The sequence below is a fragment of the Pseudomonas sp. LTR0 genome, from assembly GCF_036630035.1.
Classification (GTDB): Bacteria; Pseudomonadota; Gammaproteobacteria; order Pseudomonadales; family Pseudomonadaceae; genus Aquipseudomonas; species Aquipseudomonas putida_Y.
The window spans coordinates 2840818-2862902 of record NZ_CP123734.1; the positions used below are offsets into that span (position 1 = coordinate 2840818).

Below are 22085 nucleotides of genomic sequence, written 5' to 3' on the forward strand. Positions count from 1 at the left end.
AACCATGCTGGTGCTGTGGGCGGGCGAGCCCGCGAAGAGGCCGGCAGCCCCGCCTCCACCTCAAACCCTGCAGCGCTTCAATGTTTCACTGGGAAACTCCTTGAACAACTGCCGGTAACTCTCTGAAAACCTTCCTAAATGCCAGAAAGACCAGCGCATCGCCACCTCGGCCACGGTCACGCCGCCACCGCGCAACAGATCACGCCGCGCACCGTTGAGCCGGCGCAGGCGCAGCCAGTGCGCCGGCGGCATGCCGGTAAACGCCTTGAACGCTTGCTGCAACTGGCGCAGGGAAACCCCAGCCACGTCTGCCAGCTCAAGCAGGTTCAGGGTCTCTTCCGGGCAGTCGGCCGCCCATTCGCTGACCCGGTGCATGATCGCCCTTTCCTCGTCCCGCCGCCCCAAGGCCACGCCCTGTAAACGCTGACTGGCGTTGTCGAGAATGAACAGACAGTCCTCCAGCAACTGCTCAGCCAGGGCCTGCCCTTGCGACGGGCAACCCTCCTCGCCCAACCGGGTCAAGGTGGCGCTGAGCCAGCTGCCGAACAGCGCATTCTGGCCGCTACCCAATGGCACCATGAACAACCCTTCCAGACGCTGCGGGTCTAGCCCATGGCGGGCCAGGAACGCCTGGTCGAACACGACCGCCACTTCGTGGTAGTTCTCTGGCGTAATCCAGATATTGCGGCTTTGTTCGTTCAGCAGGTACAGGCTGTTCTCACTGCGGTCGAAGCAAAACGCCAACGCGCCGCTTGGCGCGCGGAAAAACTGTTCCACCCGGGTGTTCAGGCGCTCTTCGTACACCTCCACGCCATCCAGCCCAAGGCAGCGCAGCTCACCGCTGAAGTACCCGGGCGACATCTGCCGGTACTGCTGCTGCCAGCCAGGGGTGGCGCGCACTTGCTCGGTGACGTCAGTGGTGTGGAAAGCCTGGACCTTCAACGCATTGGCGGTTGTCACACATCGTCCTGTATGCACTCTTTTGGTGCATTCGATACTGAAGAAAGTGGATAGATTGCCCCGGGGGGCTGCGCCCAAGATAGTCTGCAGCGCGTCACCTGGGAAGCGTAACGCCTTCGCAACTGTTCAACGGTTTTCGCAAGCGCCCACGCTCCCCCACTAAAACCCAACCAAGAGGTCTGTATGAACGCCCCCTTCGATCAGCTGTCCACCTGGCTGAAAGAACACCGGATCACCGAAGTCGAATGCGTGATCAGCGACTTGACCGGCATCGCCCGCGGCAAGATTGCGCCCACCGCCAAGTTCCTCCATGAGCGAGGCATGCGCCTGCCAGAAAGCGTGCTGCTGCAGACGGTCACCGGCGACTACGTCGACGATGACATCTATTACAACCTGCTCGACGCCGCCGACATCGACATGGTCTGCCGCCCCGACCCCTCCGCCGTTTACCAGATCCCGTGGGCGATCGAGCCAACCGCGATCGTGATCCACGACACCTTCGACAAGCAAGGCAACCCTATCGAGCTTTCGCCACGCAACGTGCTGAAGAAGGTGCTCAAGCTGTACGCCGACAAGGGCTGGCAGCCGATCGTCGCGCCCGAGATGGAGTTCTACCTGACCAAGCGCTGCGAAGACCCGGACTTGCCACTGCAGGTGCCACTGGGGCGTTCCGGCCGTGCTGAAAGTGGCCGACAGTCGTTCTCGATCGATGCCGCCAACGAATTCGACCCGCTGTTCGAAGACGTCTACGACTGGTGCGAGATCCAGGGCCTGGACCTGGATACGCTGATCCACGAAGACGGCCCGGCGCAGATGGAGATCAACTTCCGCCACGGCGACGCGCTGGACCTTGCCGACCAGATCACCGTGTTCAAGCGCACCATGCGCGAGGCAGCGCTCAAACACAACGTGGCCGCCACGTTCATGGCCAAGCCGATCACCGACGAACCCGGCAGTGCCATGCACCTGCACCAGAGCGTGGTCGACATCGCTACGGGCAAACCGATCTTCGCCAACGAAGACGGCAGCATGAGCCCGCTGTTCCTGCATCACATCGGCGGCTTGCAGAAGTACATCCCCAAGCTGCTGCCGATGTTCGCGCCCAACGTCAACTCGTTCCGCCGCTTCCTGCCGGATACTTCGGCACCGGTCAACGTCGAGTGGGGTGTAGAAAACCGCACCGCCGGCTTGCGCGTGCCTACGTCCAGCCCGGAGGCGATGCGGGTGGAAAACCGCCTGCCGGGCGCCGATGCCAACCCGTACCTGGCCATCGCTGCCAGCCTGCTGTGCGGCTACCTGGGCATGGTCGAGCAGATCGACCCTAGCGCAGCAGTGCAGGGCCGTGCCTATGAACGACGCAACCTGCGCCTGCCGATCACCATCGAAGATGCGCTGCAGCACATGGAAGACTGCGAAACCGTGCAGCAGTACCTGGGTAAGCAATTCGTCCAGGGCTACGTGGCGGTCAAGCGCGCCGAACACGAGAACTACAAGCGCGTCATCAGCTCGTGGGAGCGTGAATTCCTGATGCTGAGTGTCTGATCCACCGCGGGGGTGCTTTGCACCCCATGCACAGGCAACCCTGCTCCGAACTCGAAGAACAAGACCAACGAGGTGTTCCCATGCGTCATCTGCAAGCCCTGATCCCCGCTGCATTCACCCTGCTGTTCGCCACCACCACCCAGGCCGCACCCACGGTCAGTGTGTACAACTGGACCGACTACATCGGTGACACCACTCTGGCCGATTTCCAGGCCAGCAGCGGAATCAAGGTGGTCTATGACGTGTTCGACTCCAACGAAACCCTTGAAGGCAAGCTGTTGGCCGGGCGCACGGGTTATGACGTGGTGGTACCGTCCAACCACTTCCTCGCCCGCCAGGCCCAGGCCGGGGCCTTCCTGCCGCTGGACCGCAGCAAGCTGCCGAACTGGCAGCACCTGGACCCCAAACTGCTCAAGCAACTTGAACAGAACGACCCCGGCAACCAGTACGCCGTGCCTTACCTCTGGGGCACCAATGGCATCGGCTACAACGTCGACAAGGTCAAGGCGGCACTGGGTGTGGACCATATCGACTCGTGGGCAGTGCTGTTCGAGCCCGAGAACCTGAAAAAGCTCAAGCAGTGCGGCGTGGCATTCATGGACTCACCCGACGAGCTGTTCCCGGCCGTGCTCAACTACCTGGGCCTGGACCCGCGCAGCGAAAAACCGGGCGATTACGCCAAGGCTGAGGCCCGCCTGCTCGAACTGCGCCCCTATATCACCTACTTCCACTCCTCCAAGTACGTTTCAGACCTGGCGAACGGTAATGTCTGCGTAGCGTTCGGCTACTCTGGCGACGTGTTCCAGGCCGCCAACCGCGCCGTAGAGGCGAAAAACGGCGTGAAGGTCGCCTACAGCATTCCCAAGGAAGGCAGCAACCTGTGGTTCGACCTGCTGGCCATCCCCAAGGACGCCAACAACCCCGAGCAGGCCCTGGCGTTCATCAACTACCTGCTCGACCCCAAAGTGATTGCCAAGGTCAGCGCCACGGTCGGCTATGCCAATGCCAACCCTGACGCCAAGGCCTACATGGATGCATCGCTGGTGAACAACCCCGAGATCTACCCACCGCAGGAGGTGCTGGACAAGCTGTACATCTCCAGCACCCCGAGCCCGAAAATCATGCGCGTCATGACCCGCTCCTGGAGCAAGATCAAATCCAACCGCTGAGTCGAGAACGCTCATGTCTTTCAATACCCAACACACCGCCTCGTACTACGCCGCTACAGCGCGCGACGCGGCACCCTACCCCAGCCTGGACAGTGAACTGACGGCCGACGTTTGCGTGATCGGCGGCGGGCTGACCGGGGTCAATACCGCCCTGGAGCTGGCCGAGCGCGGCCTCTCGGTGGTGCTGCTGGAAGCCCGTCGCATCGGCTGGGGCGCCAGTGGGCGCAATGGCGGCCAACTGATTCGCGGCATCGGCCATGATGTCAGCGGCTTTGCCCGGCATGTCGGCCAGGAAGGTGTGCGCTACCTGAAACAGGCCGGCATCGATTCAGTGGAACTGGTGGCCGACCGTATCGCCCGCTACGGCATTGCCTGCGATCTGCGCTGGGGCTTCTGCGAACTGGCCAACACCGAGGCGCAGTTCGCCGCCTTCAAGGATGAACAGGACGACCTGGCCGCCCTGGGCTATCGCCACGAAACACGCCTGGTCGGCGCCGGGCAGTTGAACGAGATCGTCGCCAGCGACCAGTACGCTGGCGGCCTGGTAGACATGGGCTCGGGCCACCTGCACCCGCTGGATCTGGTCCAGGGCGAAGCCCGCGCGGCCCACAGCCTGGGCGTGCGCATTTTCGAACAAAGCCCGGTGCTGCGTATTGAGCACGGGCCCAGGCTGACGCTGTACACGGCGCGCGGCAAGGTGCGTGCAAGCAGCCTGGTGCTGGGCTGCAACGCTCACCTCGATGAACTGGAGCCGCGCCTGAGTGGCAAGGTGCTCCCGGCCGGCAGCTATGTGGTGGCCACCGAACCCTTGCCCGAAGCGCTGGCCAGCAGCCTGATCCCGCAGAACATGGCGCTGTGCGACCAGAAGGTCGGCCTGGACTACTACCGTCTCACTGCAGACCGCCGCCTGCTGTTCGGTGGCGCCTGCCACTATTCCGGGCGTGACCCTAAAGACATCGGCGCGTACATGCGGCCGAAGGTATTGAAGGTGTTCCCGCAACTGGCCAACGTGCGCATCGACTACCAGTGGGGTGGCATGATCGGCATCACCGCCAACCGTTTCCCCCAGGTCGGGCGCCTTGGCCAGCACCCCAACGTGTATTACGCCCAAGGCTATTCCGGGCACGGGCTGAACGTGACGCACTGGACGGCGAAACTGCTGGCCGAAAGCATCGCCCTCGGCCATAGCCAGGGCCTGGATGTGTTCAGTGCCGTGCCGCACCTGACCTTCCCCGGCGGCAAGGCCCTGCGCTCACCCCTGCTGGCACTGGGCATGTTGTGGTACCGCTTGCGTGAGGCCCTGGGTTGAGTGGGCAACAACGTTTGCAGCGCCACTCAGGGCGAGCACGTCCCGGTCACGCATTCTGTACTTTTCAAAGAGGATTGCCCCGTCCACTGGCCAAGCGCCTCGTACCTGCTAGCGTTGTTGAGGCCGACCTCTCATGGATGCCTTTTCATCATGAAATCATTGCCTCGCATTACCCTGTTGTGCGCCGCGCTGCTTGCCGTGGCCGCCTGCTCCAGCAACCGCGTGGACCCCAAGGATTACTCCGGCTTCCTCAAAGACTACAGCCGGCTGCAAGAAGCCAAGAGCCCTTCGGGTGACCCGGTGATGCGCTGGATCGATCCTAAGGTCAATATCAACCAGTACAGCCAGGTATTCGTCGAGCCAAGCCAGTTCTACCCCAAGCCGCAGCCCACAGCGGTTATCTCGCAGCAGACGCTGCAGGAAATCACCCGCTACTTCAACGAGGCCCTGCGCCGGGAAATGAGCAGCGTGATGCCTCTGGCCAAGGGGCCTGGCCCGGGCGTGATAGTGGTACGCCCGGCGATCACGGCAGTGTCCACAAGTAACGAGGGCCTCAAGCCTTACGAGGTGATCCCTATCGCGCTAATTGCGGCAGGTGTGAATACCGCCATGGGTGGACGTGACCAGGACGTGGATGTCGGTGTGGAGGCAGCGTTTCTGGACGGTGCCAGCCAGAAGGTGCTGGCCCAGGTGGTCCGCAAGGGCGCGGGCCAGGAACTGGAGAACGACACGCAGAAGCTGACCTTGAATGACGTCAAGCCGGTGCTCGATGGCTGGGCCAAGGACATGCGTGCGAGCTTCCTGGCAGCGAAGCAGAAAGGCCGATGAGTCAGCGCTGACCCATCAGGTCAACGCGATCTGGTGAAGGAGCGGCCCATCGAGTCACAAGGCCGCTCCAGTTGATCGCGTTTAACATCAGCACTCGACAAAAGCGACCGCCAAACCGCCGCGCGAGGTTTCCTTGTAATTGGTATGCATGTCCGCCCCGGTATCACGCATGGTGCGGATCACCCGATCGAGCGAAATGAAGTGCTCGCCATCCCCCCGCAGCGCCATCTGCACGGCATTGATCGCTTTCACCGCAGCAATTGCATTGCGCTCGATGCAGGGCACCTGCACCAGGCCACCCACGGGGTCGCAAGTGAGCCCGAGGTTGTGCTCCAGGGCAATCTCGGCCGCGTTTTCCAGCTGCGGTGGCGTCGCCCCCAGCACCTGGGCCAAGCCGGCGGCAGCCATCGAGCAGGCCGAACCCACCTCGCCCTGGCAGCCTACCTCAGCCCCCGAGATCGACGCATTTTTCTTGCACAAAATACCGACCGCCGCAGCCGCCAGCAGGAAATCGACGACATCGGCATCGCAAACGGTCGGGTTGAACTTCATGTAGTAATGCAGTACAGCCGGGATAATGCCAGCGGCACCGTTGGTGGGCGCGGTAACCATGCGCCCGCCCGCGGCGTTCTCCTCATTGACCGCCAAGGCGAACAGGTTCACCCACTCCATGGCGCTGAGGGTTGAGCCGATCACGTTGGGCTTGCCCAACTCCTGCAGGCTGCGGTGCAACCGCGCGGCGCGGCGCTTGACCTGCAAGCCACCCGGTAGAACGCCCTCGTTGCGCAGGCCGTTCGCTACGCACTCACGCATGGCTGCCCAGATGCGCAGCAAGCCTTCGCGCACCTCTGCCTCCGGGCGCCAGGCGCATTCGTTGGCCATCATCAGTTGCGCCACGCTCAGGTTGTGGGCTTTGCACAAGGCCAGCAGTTGGACACCACTGTCGAATTCATAAGGCAGCATCACGGCATTCGTTTCGCTTGCCGGCGCATCGATTTCGGCTTGCTCGACGATGAATCCGCCACCCACCGAAAAATAGGTCTGGCTCAACAGGCTGTGCTGCCCGTCGATGGCTTCCAGACTCATGGCATTGGGGTGATAAGGCAGGCTCTCGTCGAGCAGCAGCATGTCACGGCCATAGTCGAAGGCCAGCGGATGGCTACCGTCGAGCATCAGGCAGTGTTCCTGCAGCACCTGGCCAATGCGCGACTCGATAGTGGCCGGGTCGATACGGTCTGGCCACTGGCCCATCAAGCCTAGCAGGCACGCGCGGTCGGTGGCATGGCCAACCCCGGTAGCCGACAGCGAGCCATACAGCCGCACTTCCACACGCGTTACCCGCGCCAGCAGCCCCTGCTCACGCAGGGCCTGGGCAAAGGTAGCCGCCGCCCGCATCGGGCCGACGGTGTGGGAGCTGGAAGGCCCGATGCCAATTTTGAAAAGGTCGAAAACACTGATAGCCATGCTAATGCCTGACCCTACCCTGACATGCATCCAAGGTAGGGTTGTCTGAAGAAATTGAGCGTTATTGCGATTTTGCGCGATACTGACGCCCTGGCTCACGGATGACCAACGAAACTTCCTAAGCAAGGCTTTAGTGGTACTAAACGATGCGACGACAACTCAATGGTCAGATGTTCGTCTGGCTACACGTATTTGCCTGCGCAGCCCGGCACTTGTCCTTCACCCGCTGTGCCGAAGAGCTGCACATCACCCCGGGCGCGGTCAGCCAGCAGATGCGCCAGCTGGAAGAGCGCCTGGGCTACCGGCTGTTCCTGCGCCGGGCGCGCGGCGTGGAGCTGAGCGCCGAGGGGCAACGCCTGGCTCAGACGGTGGCCGAGGCCTATGGCAGTATCGAGGCCGAGCTGCTGCGGCTGGACGCAGGGGAAATCCGCGGCACGTTGCGTGTGCGTTCGATCCCCTCGTTCCTGGCTAAATGGCTCACGCCGCGCTTGCCGCGTTTTCAACAACGCTACCCGGACATCGAGTTGCGCCTGGTGGCTGAAGACAGTGCCCAGGCGCTGACGCCGGGCGACTTCGACCTGGCCATCGACCTGAACGATGGCAGCTACCCAGGCATGCTCTCGACGCCGCTACTGGACGAGCAGATCTTCCCGGTGTGCTCACCTGCCCTGCTGCGTGGGCGCCCACCCCTGCACGGGCCAAGCGATCTGGTGCACTACCCGTTGCTGCATGACATCACCGCCTGGCGTGGCAGTTCGGAATATGCCGAGTGGGAGTTTTACCTGGAAGGCATCGGCGCCGCCGGCCTGGATGTGCGGCGCGGGCACACTTTCAACCGCAACCACCTGACCATCGAGGCGGCGATTGCCGGGATCGGCGTGGCCATTGCCCGGCGCACGCTGCTCAATGACGAACTGGAGCGCGGCGCACTGATCGTGCCCTTTGGTGTACCGATCGCCAACCACAAGCGTTATGTGGTGCATTACCCGCCAGGCGGCTTGAACCAGCCGGGTGCGCGGGCGGTGCATGACTGGCTGGTGGAAGAAGCGCGGGGGTTCAGGGCATTGCATCCGTTGAACAAGGACTGACTGGCGGTACACGGTCGATGCGGGCGTGCGTTGCTCAATAAGCCTGCTTACCCGTAAAGGCATTAAGCGTGCGCACCAGAATCACAAAGTCCAGCCACAACGACCAGTTGTTGATGTACTCGATGTCCGAGTCGACCCGCTGGATCATTTGCTCGATATCCTTGGTTTCCCCCCTGAACCCGCGCACCTGCGCCAAACCTGTCATGCCTGGCTTGATATTGTGGCGGGCAAAGTAGTCAACGATATCCTGCGAATACAAGGTGTCATGTTGCAGGGCGTGTGGCCGCGGCCCTACCAGGGACATTTCACCGGTCAGCACGTTGAACAATTGTGGCAGTTCATCAAGGCTTGTACGCCGGATAAAGGCACCGACCCGGGTCAGCCGTGGGTCATTCTTCTGCGCCTGTTTGACCACGCCCTCTTCCGGTTGGTGAGCATGCATACTGCGAAACTTCCAGATACGGAACGACTCGCCTGTCCAGCCGGTACGTTCCTGGCGGAAGAACACCGGCCCGCGGCTATCGATCTTGATGGCCAGCGCTACAGCCAGCAATAAAGGTGATGCAAACAGCAAAATCAACGCGGCCAGCACCCGGTCCTCAAGGTTTTTCAAGAACAGGCTCATGCCCGTCAAGGGTGTCTCCGACAAGGTCAGCACCGGAATGCCGGCAATTTCCCGCACGCTGTGGTTGATCAGGCGCAACGAGAAGATATCCGGCACCCAGTTCACAGCAATGCACTTGTCGAGCAACTTGAAATACACGTCGTTGATGACCTCGGAGCCACCCAGTGGCGTCACCAGGTACACCGTACGAATGCCGTGTTGGGCCACCAGCTCGTCGAGGTCGCCAATATGCCCCAGCACTGGCAGGCGCTGCTTGCCCTCGGCACTCTCCAACCCCTGCCCATCGCCTTTGTCGAGCAGCACGCAGCCCAGCACACGCTCGCCAAACCATGGGTTGTTGCTGATTTTCTGATACAGGAAGTTGGCCAGGTCACCGTTGCCGATGATCAGGGCATTGTCCAGGCGCGCATGCGCGCTAAAGCGTTTTTGCAGTTCGCGCACGGCAAAATGCAAGAATAACTGGGCGACATAACCAATGACGAACAGTTGCACCACCAATAGCCGTGAATAGGTTTCGCTCTGTTTGGTCAGGAACGCCATGACCACCAGGAAGCAAAATGTTGCCGACCAGGCCTTGAACAGGCGGAACGCCTTGATCGACAACCCGACGTTGGTGCGGTAGATCGCGTAATGATCATAAATGACTGCCAGTGCACCAATCAGCAACAGCAGCATGATCACGTAATCGGATGTGATGTAGCCGAACTGGTCGTAGATCAGGTACCAGGCAATACCGGTGACGGCAATACCATCGAGGCCGGCCTGGATGGCGTTACTGACACTGCTTCTTCTCTGGAGTAAGGAACGACTGCTTCTGGGTTCGAAAACCATTTCAGACCTCATCAAGATGAGCGTAGCAAGTGCCTTCCATCAAACAGCAAGCCTTGAAAACAGACTTAAGCAAAAACCGTGCAGCAGGCGCGTGGCGCCCTCAAGCGATTGATATCACTGTAGCAGCCACCCGCTGCTGGCGTACCCGGAATCACCGCATTTGCGATTTTTGGCCGATTCATAGGGCCCGCCTGGCCGAAACCGCTGACCGCCGGTACAACAGGGTGCGCAACAGGAATAGCGGATTGCCCACCACATAACGCATGAACAGGCGCTTGGGCTCGCGCAGCAGGCGGTACAGCCATTCGCCCCCCAAACGCCGCAGCCATTCGGGGGCACGGCTGACCTTGCCGCCGAGAAAGTCCAGGATCGCCCCTCCGCACACGATCAGGCATGGCCCGCCAATGGCTGCCAATTTTGCCGCCACCGCTTCCTGCTTGGGCATGCCCATGCCCAGTACAATCAGCTCGGGTTGCTCCCTGCGGGCCAATTGTAAGTAGGTTTCTACGCTGGCAAAGCCATCGTGAACGGACACTGGCACAATGCCGAACTCGGCTTTACAGCGCTGCGCGGCCTGGTCCAGGTAGGGTTGCCGGGTGCCCCAGAAGGCGACTTTGCGCCCTCGGTAAGTAGCCATGAGCCTGGGAATGAAGTCAGTGCCATTCATGTTGAGCCCGGGTTCCAGGCCCAGACCGCGATACAGGATCGCCATGCCGGCACCATCGCGCAGCAGCACATCTGCGGCCGACAGTGCCTGGCAGTAGCCACCATCGCGCACCACCAGGTTCATGGCATGGGCATTGACGAAGCCCAGCACGGTGCCCGTATCCGGTGTAGCCAGGCGATCGAGCAGGTGCTGCACTGCGGCGGCGTCAGCGATCACTTCCATCTGGTCGATCACGCGCTTCCAGCGATTCTGCCACTGAGCCATCAGTCGTCATCCCGTTTTGAACGCACCCATTCAACCTGGCGCTTGATCAGGAAGCTCAGGTACAAGGGAATCTTCCTGGCCGCGTAAAACGGCGCGTACAGCAACACCGAGAACGGTATCACTTCACGACAGAAGCGCGCCCAGGCCAACACCACGGCAAAGGCCAGCAAGGCCAAACCGGTAAAGGCGAGCCGCGCGGGCACCGCCAGGCCGAACAGCAGGTACGCCAGCCAGGTCACCAGATTAAGCCCGAGCAAGGCCAGCACCAGCAACGCCAGGGGTGGCACCAGCAAGTCCAGGGTCAAGGCCGCCAGGCTAGCATTGCGCTGGGTGATTGCAGCCATCGCCCGTTTGGGTGCATCGGCGAGCATCAAGCCCAGATGGCCATGCTCCCAGCGGGTGCGCTGGCTGTTGAGGCCCTGCTCGCTGAGCGGGAACTGGCTAGTGACAAGTGCCTCGGGGCAGAAAGCAGGAGGCTTACCCTGCTGGCAAAGGTCCAAGCCCAGCTTCACATCCTCGACCAGATGACCATTGGCCAGGTTGATCAGGCTCAGATCGTTCCAGGCGAACGCCATGCCCGCGCCCATCAGCTGGCATGGCAGGCCCAAGCGCGCCCAACCGCGCGGCCGCACCAGGTTCTTTACCCGCCAGGCAAACTCGGCAACCTGCACCTTCAACCCGGCACCTGCAGGTGCACGCATCAGGTACAGCGACTGTACCGGGCGGGCAAGTTCGTGGCAGCGGCGCGCCAGGCAGTCAATCGCCCCTTCGCCTACCTGACAGTCGGCATCCACCACAATTACAACCTCGGGCGGTCGTTGAGCCAGGTGGCGCACGCCGAAGTCCAATGCATACCCTTTGCCGCGCAACCGCGTATCGTGGCGCTCTACCACTTCGGCACCAGCCTCGTGTGCCAACTGGGCCGTGTCGTCAGAGCAGTTGTCCGCCACTACCAGCAAGCGATCGCCGTCCAGCAGTTGCGGCGTAACGCTGGCCAGCATCGCACGAATGACCAACGCCTCATCGTGGGCGGGCACCAACACCGCCACTCGCGGGCGCTCACCAATGCCGTTGGGCCTCGCCCGCGCTGGCAGGCACGCCAACAACACTTGCAGCACCAGGACCAACACCGGTACCAGGACGATGATCGCCAACAGGCCCAGTAACCAACCCAATACACTTATCATGCGTATGCCTTGAAATAGCCGGCCAGCCTGGCCGCCTCGGTGTCGATGTCATGCCGTTGCACTACACGCTGGTAGGCCACCTCGCCCATGTGCTGCAGTGCCTCGGTCGGTTGCGCCAGGCAGTCGGCCATGGCTGTTGCCAGCTCGTCAACGGCACCGGCAGGGAACAGCCAGCCGTTCTCGCCAGGCCGCACCAGCTCGGGGATACCCGCTACATAGGTGGTCAGCACTGGCCTGCGCAAGGCCATGGCCTCCATGATGACCACTGGCAAGCCCTCGGCAAAACTGGGTAGCACCAGCGCGCGGGCGGCCAGAATTTCCTTGCGTACCTGCGCACTGCTGATCCAGCCGGTGATATGCACTTGCTGCTGCAAGCCGTGCCGGGCAATCAAGGCCTCGATTTGCTCGCGCATTTCACCGTCACCCGCCAGCACCAGCTCGAAGGCGATCGATTGGGCAGCGAGACAGCGCGCCGCTTCCAGCAACAGCAGCTGGCCCTTCTGCTCGCACAGGCGCCCGACACACACCAGCCGTGGCGCCGGCGGCACATTGACCGGCGCCACCTCATGAAACCCACGCTCCAGGCCACAATGCACCACCTTCACCTTGCCCCAGTGCTCGTGCGCCACCCAACGGTACAGCTGGCTGCGCCCGTACGAGCTCACCGCCGCGACAAAGGCGGCGCGCCGCACCTTCTCACCCAGATGCAGAAACTGTGGTTTGTCGAATTCTTCGGGGCCGTGCACGGTAAAGCTGTATGCCGGCCCGCCCAGGACGTTGGCCAGCATGACCACCTCAGTAGAGTTGGTGCCGAAATGCGCGTGCACATGGGTCGCATCCCCTGCCAGCAACCACTGCAGCACTTGGCAGGCCTCGGCCAGGTAGACCAGATGATAGGGCCAGGCACGGTCGGCCCGCAGACCAAGGCGCATGGCCAGCCACAGCGCCTGGAAAAACCGCCGCGGCTGCGTACGCAGTACCTGCCACGTCGGTGCGAATAGCCCCTTGAGCCCACCTTGCAATACGTAGCGGGTCTTGCCCCGTTCGGTTGCGTCCTCGGCATCCTGCACCTCGGCGTCCCACCCACGCAGGGCTATACGTTGTACCTCAACCCCCTGACGCTCCAGCGCCAGAATTTCGCGACGGATGAAACTGTGGCTGACTTTCGGGTACTGATTGATGAAGTAAGCAATGCGCATACGAATCCAGATCCAAACCCGCTTGATGACCAACCTTCCCTGGCAACCTTCACTTCAGGCTGTCGACTACGGGCGGTCCGTCTACTGCCGATGCACTCACAGCAAATGCATCCCCCTGTTTTCCTTGTAGTCCAAGGTTGTGATTGCTGCTTGGCAATGCTGCCTGCAAACGGGTGAAAACATCGTCAAGCAATGCCTGGCGGCGGCGGTACATCGCCCGTTTTTTGGCCGGGATGTCGGCTTCCGCCCGTTGTGCCGGCGCTAACGGGAGGGTAAAAAAATCCTCACGGTCAGACGCTATGGCGCCGTGTTCTTGCCAGATAACGTCGTAGTTGGCCGCCAGGTCCTGGCCCTTGTCGTTGCCAAAATAGGGATGGCGATGGTGCCGGCAGGCGTCGCTGACGGCATACAGTTGCGTTACACCCAGGGTTCTGCCCAGGCATTTCAACGCTTCGAGCAACAGGCTGCGTGGCCGCAGCCCTTCGAAGTCCTTGGTCAGGTCACGGTAGATGGCCAGCGAGGTTTCGCTGTCGATACCTTTGTGGATGCCCTGCACCGCACCGATGAACAGGCAGGTCTCACCCTGGCTGCGGCCCAGGGTGAAGGCCAGGGATGCCACACGCAGGTCGGCCTGGAACAGGTTCAACACCAGCTCGCCTTCGCGCTTGAACCAGATTGGCCGATCCAGAACCAGGCAGCAGCCCGGCGAATGGCTGGACAGGTCACACAGCCTCAGGTTTTCGTCGCGTCCCAGCAGCAGCAACGCCGGGAACTGCCCAGCCACCCGTTCAAAGTGTGAAGCCACCACATCCAGACGCTGTGGCGCCTCCCAGCATCGGCTGATGTAAGGCCATTGCACGACACCGATACAATCCACACCCAGCCGCTGCAAACCATGCGGGCCCAGCGCCGCCGTCATGCGCTGCATGAACCCGTTCAGCTCAGGCCACTGCCTGGCGATCTGCCGTGCCAACTTGTACTTGTTGTGCATCGCCCGCAACGAGTAACCCGGTTGCAAGGTAAACACGCTTTTCACGAGGGTGCCGAGCATCATGGGTTTTTCTCACTTGTACTCGATCAAAGCCGATTTGCCAGCCGCAAGGCGGTGGCGCAGGAACTTCAGCTGGCCGAGCATTTCCGGGAATTTGCCCAACACCAGAAACACAGCCTGCAGCCAGTTCTCGCGCGTCGACTTGCTGCCGCGGCGAGCCAGGCGCAAGGCCTGCAATGGGTAGATCAACAGCAAGAGCAAGCCCCAGCCGCCCAGCAGCAGGCAGGCCAGTGCGATCACCAAGGGTATGCCCAGGCCCCACAACCAGGCCCGACGTGACTCACGCAGCCAATGCCGCTCGGGTGGCTGGCCATGCAGGTAGGCGCCCTCGGCATAGGCATGCCCAGCGCGCAGGCTACGCCGCCACCATTGGCTGAAACGGGTCATGCCGGCATCGTGCAGGGTCATCTCGGCAGCCAGTCGCCAGACTTTCCAGCCGTTGGCCCGTAAACGCACGCACAGTTCGGGCTCTTCTCCGGCTATCAGGTCAGGGCGGAAGCCACCCACAGCAGCAAAGGCGTCTGCCCGCATCAGTGCATCGCCGCCACAGGCCTTGGCCTCACCGACCGGGGTATCCCACTCCAGGTCGCACAGCAAGTTGTACACCGAACGCTGCGGGAAGCGCTCACGCCGGCGACCACACACCACTGCCACGGCGGGGTGCTGCTCAAGAAAAGCCTGCGCAGTGGCCAGCCAGCTGGCATTCACCTCGCAGTCGCCATCGACGAACTGTACCAGTTGCATCGATGGCAACAGGCGCTGCAAGGCGGCAAAACCTTCATTGCGGGCGCGTGCGGCAGTGAACGGGATACCCATGTCCAGCGCCAGCACGTCCACGCCAAGGTTGGCGGCCAACTGCAGCGAACCATCGGTGGAACCCGAGTCGACGTACATGACTTTGTCCGCCCCGTGCGCCAACGAACAAAGGCAGCGCTCGAGACGCTGGCCTTCATTGCGGCCGATGACCACCACGCCGATCACCGTTGCCATAGGCCTCACTCGACCGATGCCGTGGCGGCCGCTTGCCGGGCCTTGATGATGGCCGGCACCCCCACTGCCAGTGAATTGTCAGGTACATCTACCAGCACGACGGCATTGGCGCCGATGATCACGTTGTTGCCGATGCGAATACTGCCCAGCACCTTGGCCCCGGTGCCGATGTCGACGTTATTGCCGAACACCGGGGCAATCGGCTCGTCGACATTCTTCAGGCCCACCACCACGCCGTTGCGGATACGGCAGTCATCGCCGAAGCGGGCATAACCGCTGACAACAATGCCGCCGAAATGATCGATGACGAAGTTGCGCCCGATCACCACCTCGCAAGGCAGTTCGATACCGGTGATGATCTGGACGAATTTGAACAGCACCTTGTAGATGAGCGAACACAGTTTGCGCAGCAGTGCCGGGCGCAACGTATAACGCCAGCGGCCAAAGCGGTACACCAGCAATACCCAGAAGCCCTGGGCGCCCCAGTCCCCGCCATGGGCCCTCAGGTCGGCGCGAATATTCTCGAACATGGCTCCACCTACCTTGTTGGTTGGCTGGCGTACCGGGTCTTGAACAGCAATGACCAGGTTGCCCGGCAATGACGCCAGCAGGCCTGAATGGCGCCCCAGCCGCGTCGTTTCAACAGCGCCTTGAGTGCCAGCACCAGGTCGCCCAGCGTGACCAGCAGCATGTGCAGGGCCAGCCCCGTCACGCCATGATGCTTGCGGAAGTACAGCAACTCGCTTTCGATCTGGTAGGACGAGATCTGCCGGCTGGCAGCCTCCAGTTCCGCCACCGACTTGGAGCTTTCGCCACCGATATGCACCACCGTGGTATGCGGGTAAAACACCACTTTCCAGCCCGCTTCCTTAACCCGCTTGCAGTGGTCCACCTCTTCGTAATAAAGGAAGTAGCGCGGGTCGAACAACCCCACCTTGTCGAGCACTTCGCGGCGCACCAGGTAGAAGCAGCCAGGCAACCAGTCACACTCGCGCACCGAGGCGTGGTCCCAGTTCATTTCGTCGACCATCTTCAGCCCTGGGAAGAACCGCCCCAGCCCGGTACGCCCGACGAACACATTGAGCGGCGTGGGGAAGTAGCGGCAACTGGGCTGCAGGTCACCATCGCGCCCCTCCAGGCGCACCCCCAGTACGCCGCACTCTGGGTGGGCCTCCATGTAGTCGAGTGTTTTTTGCAGAGAGTCGGCGGCAACGAAGGCATCGGTATTGAGCAGCAAGGCGTACTTGCCCTTGAGGTGCGCCAACAACTGGTTGTTGGCCCGGCCGAAACCCACGTTCTGCTTGTTGCTCAGCAGCAGTGCCTCGGGGCACACCTGGGCCATGCGCTGCACCGAGTCATCGCGCGAGGCATTGTCCACCACCAGGTAACTGGCCAGCCGCTCGCTGTCGGCCCGGCGCAGTGCATCGAACATTGGCTGCAGCAGTCCAGCGGTATTGAAGTTCACCACCATGACATCCACAGGTTTGCTAGCCATTTTAGCTGTCCCCGAAGAAATACTGGCGTCTTTGCGCCATCAACAGCGGTTCAACTTCCGGGTCGTAGGCCCCGTTGCGCTGTTTCACCAGGTCGATCCAAGGGTAAGCTTCGCAACGTGCCTCGACCCGTTGGATCAACTGCTCGGTGGTACAGATGAACACGGCCGGGTTGCCACCATAGACGGTGCCTGGCGGCACGTCCTTGGTCACCACCGCCCCTGCGGCCACGATGGATTCAGGCCCGATGGTCACGCGAGGCATCACGATCGCACCATGGCCGATGAAGCAGTTGTCCTTGATGTCGATGAAACCGACCGAATCCAGGTGCTTGCCATAGCGATGCTCGATCAGCAGTACCACCCCGTCATGACCGATCAACGTGCAGTCGGACAAGCCCACGCTGTTGCCGATACGTACCAGCGACGGGTCGAGAAACTTGCAGCCTGTATTGACGAAGAAATTGCTGCCGACCGAGTGAAAGTTGCCCCATCGGGCCAGATAGGCCCCCCATTCAAGACCAGAGGGGTTGCAGAACCTCCTGTAGAATTTGCCCCCTCGCCCGGTTGCATGGGCGTAGTGCGCCACTGCCTTGCGTATCCATCCCTTCATACTGCCTGGCCTCGCGATCTGAACAATCTGGAGTGTCCTGAGGCGTTCCGGTCTCGTTCTTCTAGGTGCTGACCGCATCGCTCTCACCCGTGTACAACCTGCATCACGCTGCGGCGCTGCTGGCCGCTTTCATCTTGTTATCGAGGTGGTCGGCCAGCCGCAAGGCAAACTGCAACAGCGGCATGGTCGGGTTGGAGGCGCCGCCCTTGGCAAAAATGCTGCTGCCGGCGACATACAGGTTTTCGGTACCGAACACCTTGCAATTGGCATCGACTACACCGAACTGCGGCGAGGCGGCCATACGCGTGGTACCCATGTGATGGGCATGGGGTGCCATTTTCAGCGGAATCGAGGTGTCGTAGACGAAATCGTTGAGCTTGACGAACCCCAGCCCCATGTCAGCGAACTGCTTGGCCAGTTCGCTGCCAATGCACTTGATGGTGTGCCGGTCATCGGCACTAAGCACCCAATTGACATTGACCTTGGCCACGCCCAATGCATCCTTCTCGTCCAGCAGCGAAATGCGGCTGTGCAGGTTGGGGAACTGCTCGATCATGGTGCTGAGCACGCCGTCACCGGGGCAGCTGAACTTGGCAACGAAGGCGACCTTGCTGGCAAACCCCATGTCGCAGGCCAGGCTCTCGAGAAAATACTTGACCTCGGCAGTGCGGCCGTAGGTTTGCACATCGGCCAGTAAAACAGCGGTGACATTGCCTTTACCGGCCTTGTACTCGTCGATGAAAGCATCGGTGGTGTAGTACTGGCGCGGCTCCGGGTCCTGCCCGGACTTGAGGATGAAAGTGCCCATTTCGATGTTCAGGTGCTCCATGAACCCCCCGCCCACCAGCCCTTCCTTGCTCACCACACCTGCGGCCACCAGGGACTCGCTGTTCAGCAACTGCCGGGCATTCTCGATGGCACCCGTGGCCAGAATGAAGTTGCTTGCTACCAGGCGCTGACGATTGCGTTGATAGTCGGACAACACCACCGCAGCCAGGTGGCCGGAAGCCTTGTCGAACTCCAGGTCAACGCAATTACAGTGGATGAATACGTCCAGGCCTGGGGTCTGCTCCAGTGCTGTTGCGTACTTTTGTGCAAAGCGTGTCGGCGTGCTGAGCAGAAAGCGGTCCGCCTCGAAGTCACCACCATCGAGACTGGTATTCATCGCGCGAAAATCCGCGCCAGGCGCCAGATCGACAATCTCCATCGCTGCCGGTAGAAAGCCTTCGATCTCCGAATAGGGAATGGGCCAACCCGGCAAGTCGCCTTGCGGGGCGACGGCAAAATCCGAAGGAGTGAATGGCCGGCACCGGCCAGCCCAGTGATTGGAGGTGCCCCCCAGGTAACGCAGGCGGGATTCCTCGGCATACAGCTCCAGGCCGGTGGATGAGCACGCGTACAAGTCTTGCGAGTACGACGCATATTCGCGCCCCCCACCTTCGGCGATCATTACGCTCCAGCCGGCAGCAGCCAGGCGCAAGCCCAAGGTTATACCCGCCGGGCCGGCGCCGATGATGCAGAAATCGTAGTGGTCGCGCAGCGCCTTCTGCTGCTGAAAGTCCTTGATCATGCTGACGCGTTCCGGAAGTAACGGGACGGCAATACCCAACCGTTGATTATCACGAACCCGGGCTTTTCGGCCGTCTTGCCAGCAACGGCCGCCGAGGCGCCGAATACTGCGCCCCCCACGCCGAGCAAGACACAGCTCTGGAGAAAACCTCTACGACCCAACTGCGCAGTACAAAAAGTGAGCTTCTCCATGATCCCGTGACCTGTAGCCATGAAAGTTACACCTGGCAAACTGCGTTACAGCCAGTTGAAGAAGGCCGTCAGCAGTGCCCCGCACAGCGCCCCGACCAGCAACATCGGCAGTACCACCAGCTCACGTTTGAGGCTGAAGATATCCAGTTTGCAATTCACATACACAACCAGCACCAGCGTTGGCAAAGCATGCAGGGCGACACCCCAGATAGCCCACTCCACCCCGCCAAGCGCCAGTAACAGCGGCAATAGTCCCCATAACGAGACCAGGCGGATGATGTTGTCCATGGCCTGGTACTTGGTCAGGCCCAAGGCAATCCACACCTGATGAGCCAAGGTATAGCGCAATACGATGAACGATAGCGAGAGAATCGCCAGCATCGGCCCTGCTTCGCGGTAGCGATCGTCATACATCCAGCCAATCAGCAATGGGCTGGCGGTCAGGAACCCGCCACAAATGAACAGAACCAGCAGGTCGACCAGCAGCCGAAAGCGGAAATACAACGCTTTCAGGCGCTGCTTGTCGTCGGCCCGGGCCGCTTCACTGAAGGCAGGCAATGCCACCGCGCCGACAATTTTCATGAGCGCGGTCTGCACCGCACCCAGGATCAGCACGGCGATCGAATACACACCCAGTTGCGCCGCCGACATGCTGGCGCCAAACCACATACGGTCGCCGTACATCGCCAGCACACCAACCATCGACGACAGCAGGATCCAGCGGCCAAACACAATCAGCTCGGTCAGCGCCGAACGGTCCCAGCGCAGGTGGTTGGTGGGCCCCTGCAGGGCGGTATGCCCCAGCACTGTCCAGACCACCGCCGAAACCAGGCCTGATAACACTAGCGCCCAGATCGAATGGGTCAGCAAGCCCAGCACCAGCATCACCACCAGGCCGGCCACCTGCGAGGCAAGGTCGACCAGCACCACGCGCTTTTGTTGGAAAGTTCGTACCGCCACATCTATCTTGGTGGACTGGAACCCCCAGATGGCCGCAGACAGGCCGGTCACCGCCAGCACCATCGGCAGTATGGGTGCGGCATAGGTTGAGTCTGCCGGCCACAGCTCGGCCAGTTGCGCCAACCAAGCCCCCAGGGCCAGCAGCAGAGTAAGCGCAAACAGCAGGAAACCGCGGATGATCTGCACGGTCCAGGCGGTATTGAGAAAGTCCGGATCGTCACCACGGTGGCTCTGGATGATGTTCTGGCGCAGGCCGACATCGGAAAGCAAATGCAGCAGTATCGAAACAGTGGTGGCAATGACCATCACCCCGAACATTTCCGGCAGCAGCAAGCGGGCCATGATCAGATTGCCGCCCAGGCGCATCACCTGTGAAGCCACCTGCGAGACCAGGTTCCACGACCCGGCTCTCAGGGCCCGCTTGCGCAGGCTCGCGGCGGCTGACACATCAATCGACGGCATGACTTCAATCTCTGACTGATTGGCTAAAAGTCACTATAGTTTCAATTAGCCACGATGCTAGCCGTTGCCCACCGAAGGAAAGGTGTACATAGCCGATGCCTGAACATTTTCGAGCGTTGATCGTCATCCTGTTTTTGGCGAGCGTGGTCTTCGTGATGGCGCGGCGGCCTGCCACCGACCTGATTCCGCTCAGCGACTACAAGCGCCGGCGTAATCTGTGGTTCCTGCTGACCCTGCTGGCTTTTCTCTCGCACAGCTTCTGGCTGTATCTGGGTGTGGGTGCGGTCGTCCTTTTGCTGGCCGGGCGCCGCGAGCACAACCCCATGGCGCTGTTCTACATGCTGCTGTTCCTGATCCCGCCAGCGTCGGTCCAGGTGCCCGGGTTTGGCGTGGTCAATTACCTGGTCGACCTGAACCATATTCGCCTGCTGAGCCTGTGCGTGCTGTTGCCGGCTGCGCTGCACCTGCGCCGGCAAGGTGACACCCTTCGCTTTGGCCGCACCTGGGCCGATAAGTTGCTGGCCGCCGGCCTGCTGCTGCTGAGCGTGCTCTATTTGCGCGAAACCACCCCTACCGACACGCTGCGCCAGGCGCTGTACCTGTATGTCGACGTACTCCTGCCGTACTACGTGGCCAGCCGTGGCCTGCGTCAGATCAGCGACTTCAAGGACACCCTGCTGGCCTTCGTACTTGTCTCTTTCGTCATGGCGCTGATCGCTGTGGCCGAGTATGTACGCCACTGGCTGCTATACAGCGCTCTGGTCGACGCCATGGGCGTGCCATGGAGCATGTCCGGCTACCTGAGCCGCGGTGGTGCGCTGCGGGCGAGCGTCACCACCGGCCAGGCGATTGTGCTGGGTTACGTGATGAGCGTGGCCATCGGCCTGTTCCTGTTCGTGCAAGGCTATGTGCAACGCCCGCTGCACAGGGCCATGGGCGCCCTGCTGCTGGCCGCCGGGCTGTTCGCGCCATTGTCACGCGGCCCGTGGATCGGCGCCGTGGTCATCGTGGTGGTGTTCATTGCCCTGGGCAAAGGCGCCGTCAAGCGCCTGGCACTGCTGGGGGCGGCTGGCATGCTGGCGTTGCCCTTGCTGACCGTCGTGCCTGGTGGCGACAAGGTGCTGGACCTGCTGCCGTTCATCGGCAACCTCGAGAAAGAGAACATCACCTACCGCGAGCGGCTGATGGACAATTCCTGGATCGTCATCCAGCGCAACCCATTGTTCGGTTCTTTCGACTTCCGCAACACACCCGAAATGCAGTCGATGATCCAGGGCGAAGGCATCATCGACATCGTCAACACCTACATCAACCTGGCGCTGCGGGCCGGCCTGGTCGGGCTAGGCTTGTTCGTGGCGTTCTTTGCCGTGGTGGTGGTGGGTATCCGCAGGGCCATGCTCAGTTTTGCCGACAAGGATGATGAGCGACGACAGCTCGGCCGGGTGTTGCTGGCAACGCTGATCGGCATTCTGGTCATCATCTTCACAGTCAGCAGCATCACCTTCATCCCGGTGGTGTACTGGTCTATCGCAGGTCTGGGCGTGGCCTACATCCAGATGGTTCGCCGGCTGCACAACAGCCAGGTGATGGAACTGGCAGAACCCGACCTACAACCCAGGTAAT

At 61.5% G+C, this 22085-nt stretch carries 19 protein-coding genes; 6 read left to right on the forward strand and 13 right to left on the reverse strand.

Features of this window, described 5'->3' with window-relative positions; translation table 11 throughout:
- Nucleotides 1-60 precede the first annotated feature (60 nt).
- On the reverse strand, nucleotides 61-960 hold the full coding sequence (locus tag QCL51_RS13115; protein WP_021785087.1) for a helix-turn-helix domain-containing protein: 900 nt from the start codon (nucleotides 958-960) through the stop codon (nucleotides 61-63).
- A gap of 183 nt (nucleotides 961-1143) precedes the next feature.
- Between QCL51_RS13115 and QCL51_RS13120 the strand changes: the two genes are divergently transcribed.
- The 4 genes from QCL51_RS13120 to QCL51_RS13135 all read left to right on the forward strand — a co-directional run bounded on the left by QCL51_RS13120 (nucleotide 1144) and on the right by QCL51_RS13135 (nucleotide 5808).
- Nucleotides 1144-2502 carry a glutamine synthetase family protein gene (locus tag QCL51_RS13120; RefSeq protein WP_103444373.1) on the forward strand — a complete coding sequence of 453 codons (1359 nt, stop codon included), beginning with the start codon at nucleotides 1144-1146 and terminating at the stop codon, nucleotides 2500-2502.
- Nucleotides 2503-2582: 80 nt separating this feature from the next.
- Nucleotides 2583-3671 carry a polyamine ABC transporter substrate-binding protein gene (locus QCL51_RS13125; RefSeq protein WP_028697446.1) on the forward strand — a complete coding sequence of 363 codons (1089 nt, stop codon included), beginning with the start codon at nucleotides 2583-2585 and terminating at the stop codon, nucleotides 3669-3671.
- Nucleotides 3672-3684: 13 nt separating this feature from the next.
- Nucleotides 3685-4980, forward strand: coding sequence for an FAD-binding oxidoreductase (locus QCL51_RS13130; protein ID WP_021785084.1), 1296 nt, complete (start codon nucleotides 3685-3687; stop codon nucleotides 4978-4980).
- A 150-nt stretch (nucleotides 4981-5130) separates the two neighbouring features.
- Nucleotides 5131-5808, forward strand: coding sequence for a DUF3313 domain-containing protein (locus QCL51_RS13135; protein ID WP_021785083.1), 678 nt, complete (start codon nucleotides 5131-5133; stop codon nucleotides 5806-5808).
- 87 nt (nucleotides 5809-5895) lie between these two features.
- On the opposite strand, the gene QCL51_RS13140 is transcribed toward QCL51_RS13135, so the two are convergent.
- Complete coding sequence (locus tag QCL51_RS13140) at nucleotides 5896-7272, reverse strand: L-serine ammonia-lyase (protein ID WP_338443385.1); 1377 nt, start codon at nucleotides 7270-7272, stop codon at nucleotides 5896-5898.
- A 146-nt stretch (nucleotides 7273-7418) separates the two neighbouring features.
- Between QCL51_RS13140 and QCL51_RS13145 the strand changes: the two genes are divergently transcribed.
- Complete coding sequence (locus tag QCL51_RS13145) at nucleotides 7419-8360, forward strand: LysR substrate-binding domain-containing protein (protein ID WP_021785081.1); 942 nt, start codon at nucleotides 7419-7421, stop codon at nucleotides 8358-8360.
- A 34-nt stretch (nucleotides 8361-8394) separates the two neighbouring features.
- Here QCL51_RS13145 and QCL51_RS13150 read toward each other — a convergent pair whose 3' ends face one another.
- The 11 genes from QCL51_RS13150 to QCL51_RS13200 all read right to left on the reverse strand — a co-directional run bounded on the left by QCL51_RS13150 (nucleotide 8395) and on the right by QCL51_RS13200 (nucleotide 20462).
- Nucleotides 8395-9816, reverse strand: a complete 1422-nt coding sequence (locus tag QCL51_RS13150; RefSeq protein ID WP_338443386.1) for an undecaprenyl-phosphate glucose phosphotransferase — start codon at nucleotides 9814-9816, stop codon at nucleotides 8395-8397.
- Between the two features lie 178 nt (nucleotides 9817-9994).
- The gene (locus tag QCL51_RS13155; protein ID WP_274148250.1) at nucleotides 9995-10747 is read right to left on the reverse strand and encodes a WecB/TagA/CpsF family glycosyltransferase; all 753 of its coding nucleotides are present in this window, start codon (nucleotides 10745-10747) and stop codon (nucleotides 9995-9997) included.
- Entirely contained in the window at nucleotides 10747-11934 is a 1188-nt protein-coding gene (locus QCL51_RS13160) for a glycosyltransferase family 2 protein (protein ID WP_021785078.1), read from the reverse strand. The genes QCL51_RS13155 and QCL51_RS13160 overlap by 1 nt, the downstream gene beginning before the upstream one ends.
- Nucleotides 11931-13133 (reverse strand): glycosyltransferase, encoded by a 1203-nt coding sequence (locus QCL51_RS13165; protein ID WP_021785077.1) that lies wholly within the window; start codon nucleotides 13131-13133, stop codon nucleotides 11931-11933. Before QCL51_RS13165 ends, QCL51_RS13160 begins: the two co-directional genes overlap by 4 nt.
- 49 nt (nucleotides 13134-13182) lie before the next feature.
- Nucleotides 13183-14187: a VirK/YbjX family protein gene (locus QCL51_RS13170; protein ID WP_028697449.1), complete on the reverse strand. Its 1005-nt coding sequence runs from the start codon at nucleotides 14185-14187 to the stop codon at nucleotides 13183-13185.
- 9 nt (nucleotides 14188-14196) lie between these two features.
- Entirely contained in the window at nucleotides 14197-15174 is a 978-nt protein-coding gene (locus QCL51_RS13175) for a glycosyltransferase (RefSeq protein WP_103444370.1), read from the reverse strand.
- 5 nt (nucleotides 15175-15179) lie between these two features.
- Nucleotides 15180-15704 carry a serine acetyltransferase gene (locus QCL51_RS13180; protein WP_021785074.1) on the reverse strand — a complete coding sequence of 175 codons (525 nt, stop codon included), beginning with the start codon at nucleotides 15702-15704 and terminating at the stop codon, nucleotides 15180-15182.
- A gap of 8 nt (nucleotides 15705-15712) precedes the next feature.
- The gene (locus tag QCL51_RS13185; protein ID WP_021785073.1) at nucleotides 15713-16669 is read right to left on the reverse strand and encodes a glycosyltransferase family 2 protein; all 957 of its coding nucleotides are present in this window, start codon (nucleotides 16667-16669) and stop codon (nucleotides 15713-15715) included.
- A gap of 1 nt (nucleotide 16670) precedes the next feature.
- On the reverse strand, nucleotides 16671-17279 hold the full coding sequence (locus QCL51_RS13190; RefSeq protein WP_028697450.1) for an acyltransferase: 609 nt from the start codon (nucleotides 17277-17279) through the stop codon (nucleotides 16671-16673).
- A gap of 103 nt (nucleotides 17280-17382) precedes the next feature.
- Nucleotides 17383-18849, reverse strand: coding sequence for a GMC family oxidoreductase (locus tag QCL51_RS13195; protein ID WP_101196778.1), 1467 nt, complete (start codon nucleotides 18847-18849; stop codon nucleotides 17383-17385).
- 236 nt (nucleotides 18850-19085) lie between these two features.
- Nucleotides 19086-20462: an oligosaccharide flippase family protein gene (locus tag QCL51_RS13200; protein ID WP_021785070.1), complete on the reverse strand. Its 1377-nt coding sequence runs from the start codon at nucleotides 20460-20462 to the stop codon at nucleotides 19086-19088.
- 95 nt (nucleotides 20463-20557) lie between these two features.
- Between QCL51_RS13200 and QCL51_RS13205 the strand changes: the two genes are divergently transcribed.
- Nucleotides 20558-22084: an O-antigen ligase family protein gene (locus QCL51_RS13205; RefSeq protein ID WP_021785069.1), complete on the forward strand. Its 1527-nt coding sequence runs from the start codon at nucleotides 20558-20560 to the stop codon at nucleotides 22082-22084.
- The last annotated feature ends 1 nt before the right edge of the window (nucleotide 22085 follow it).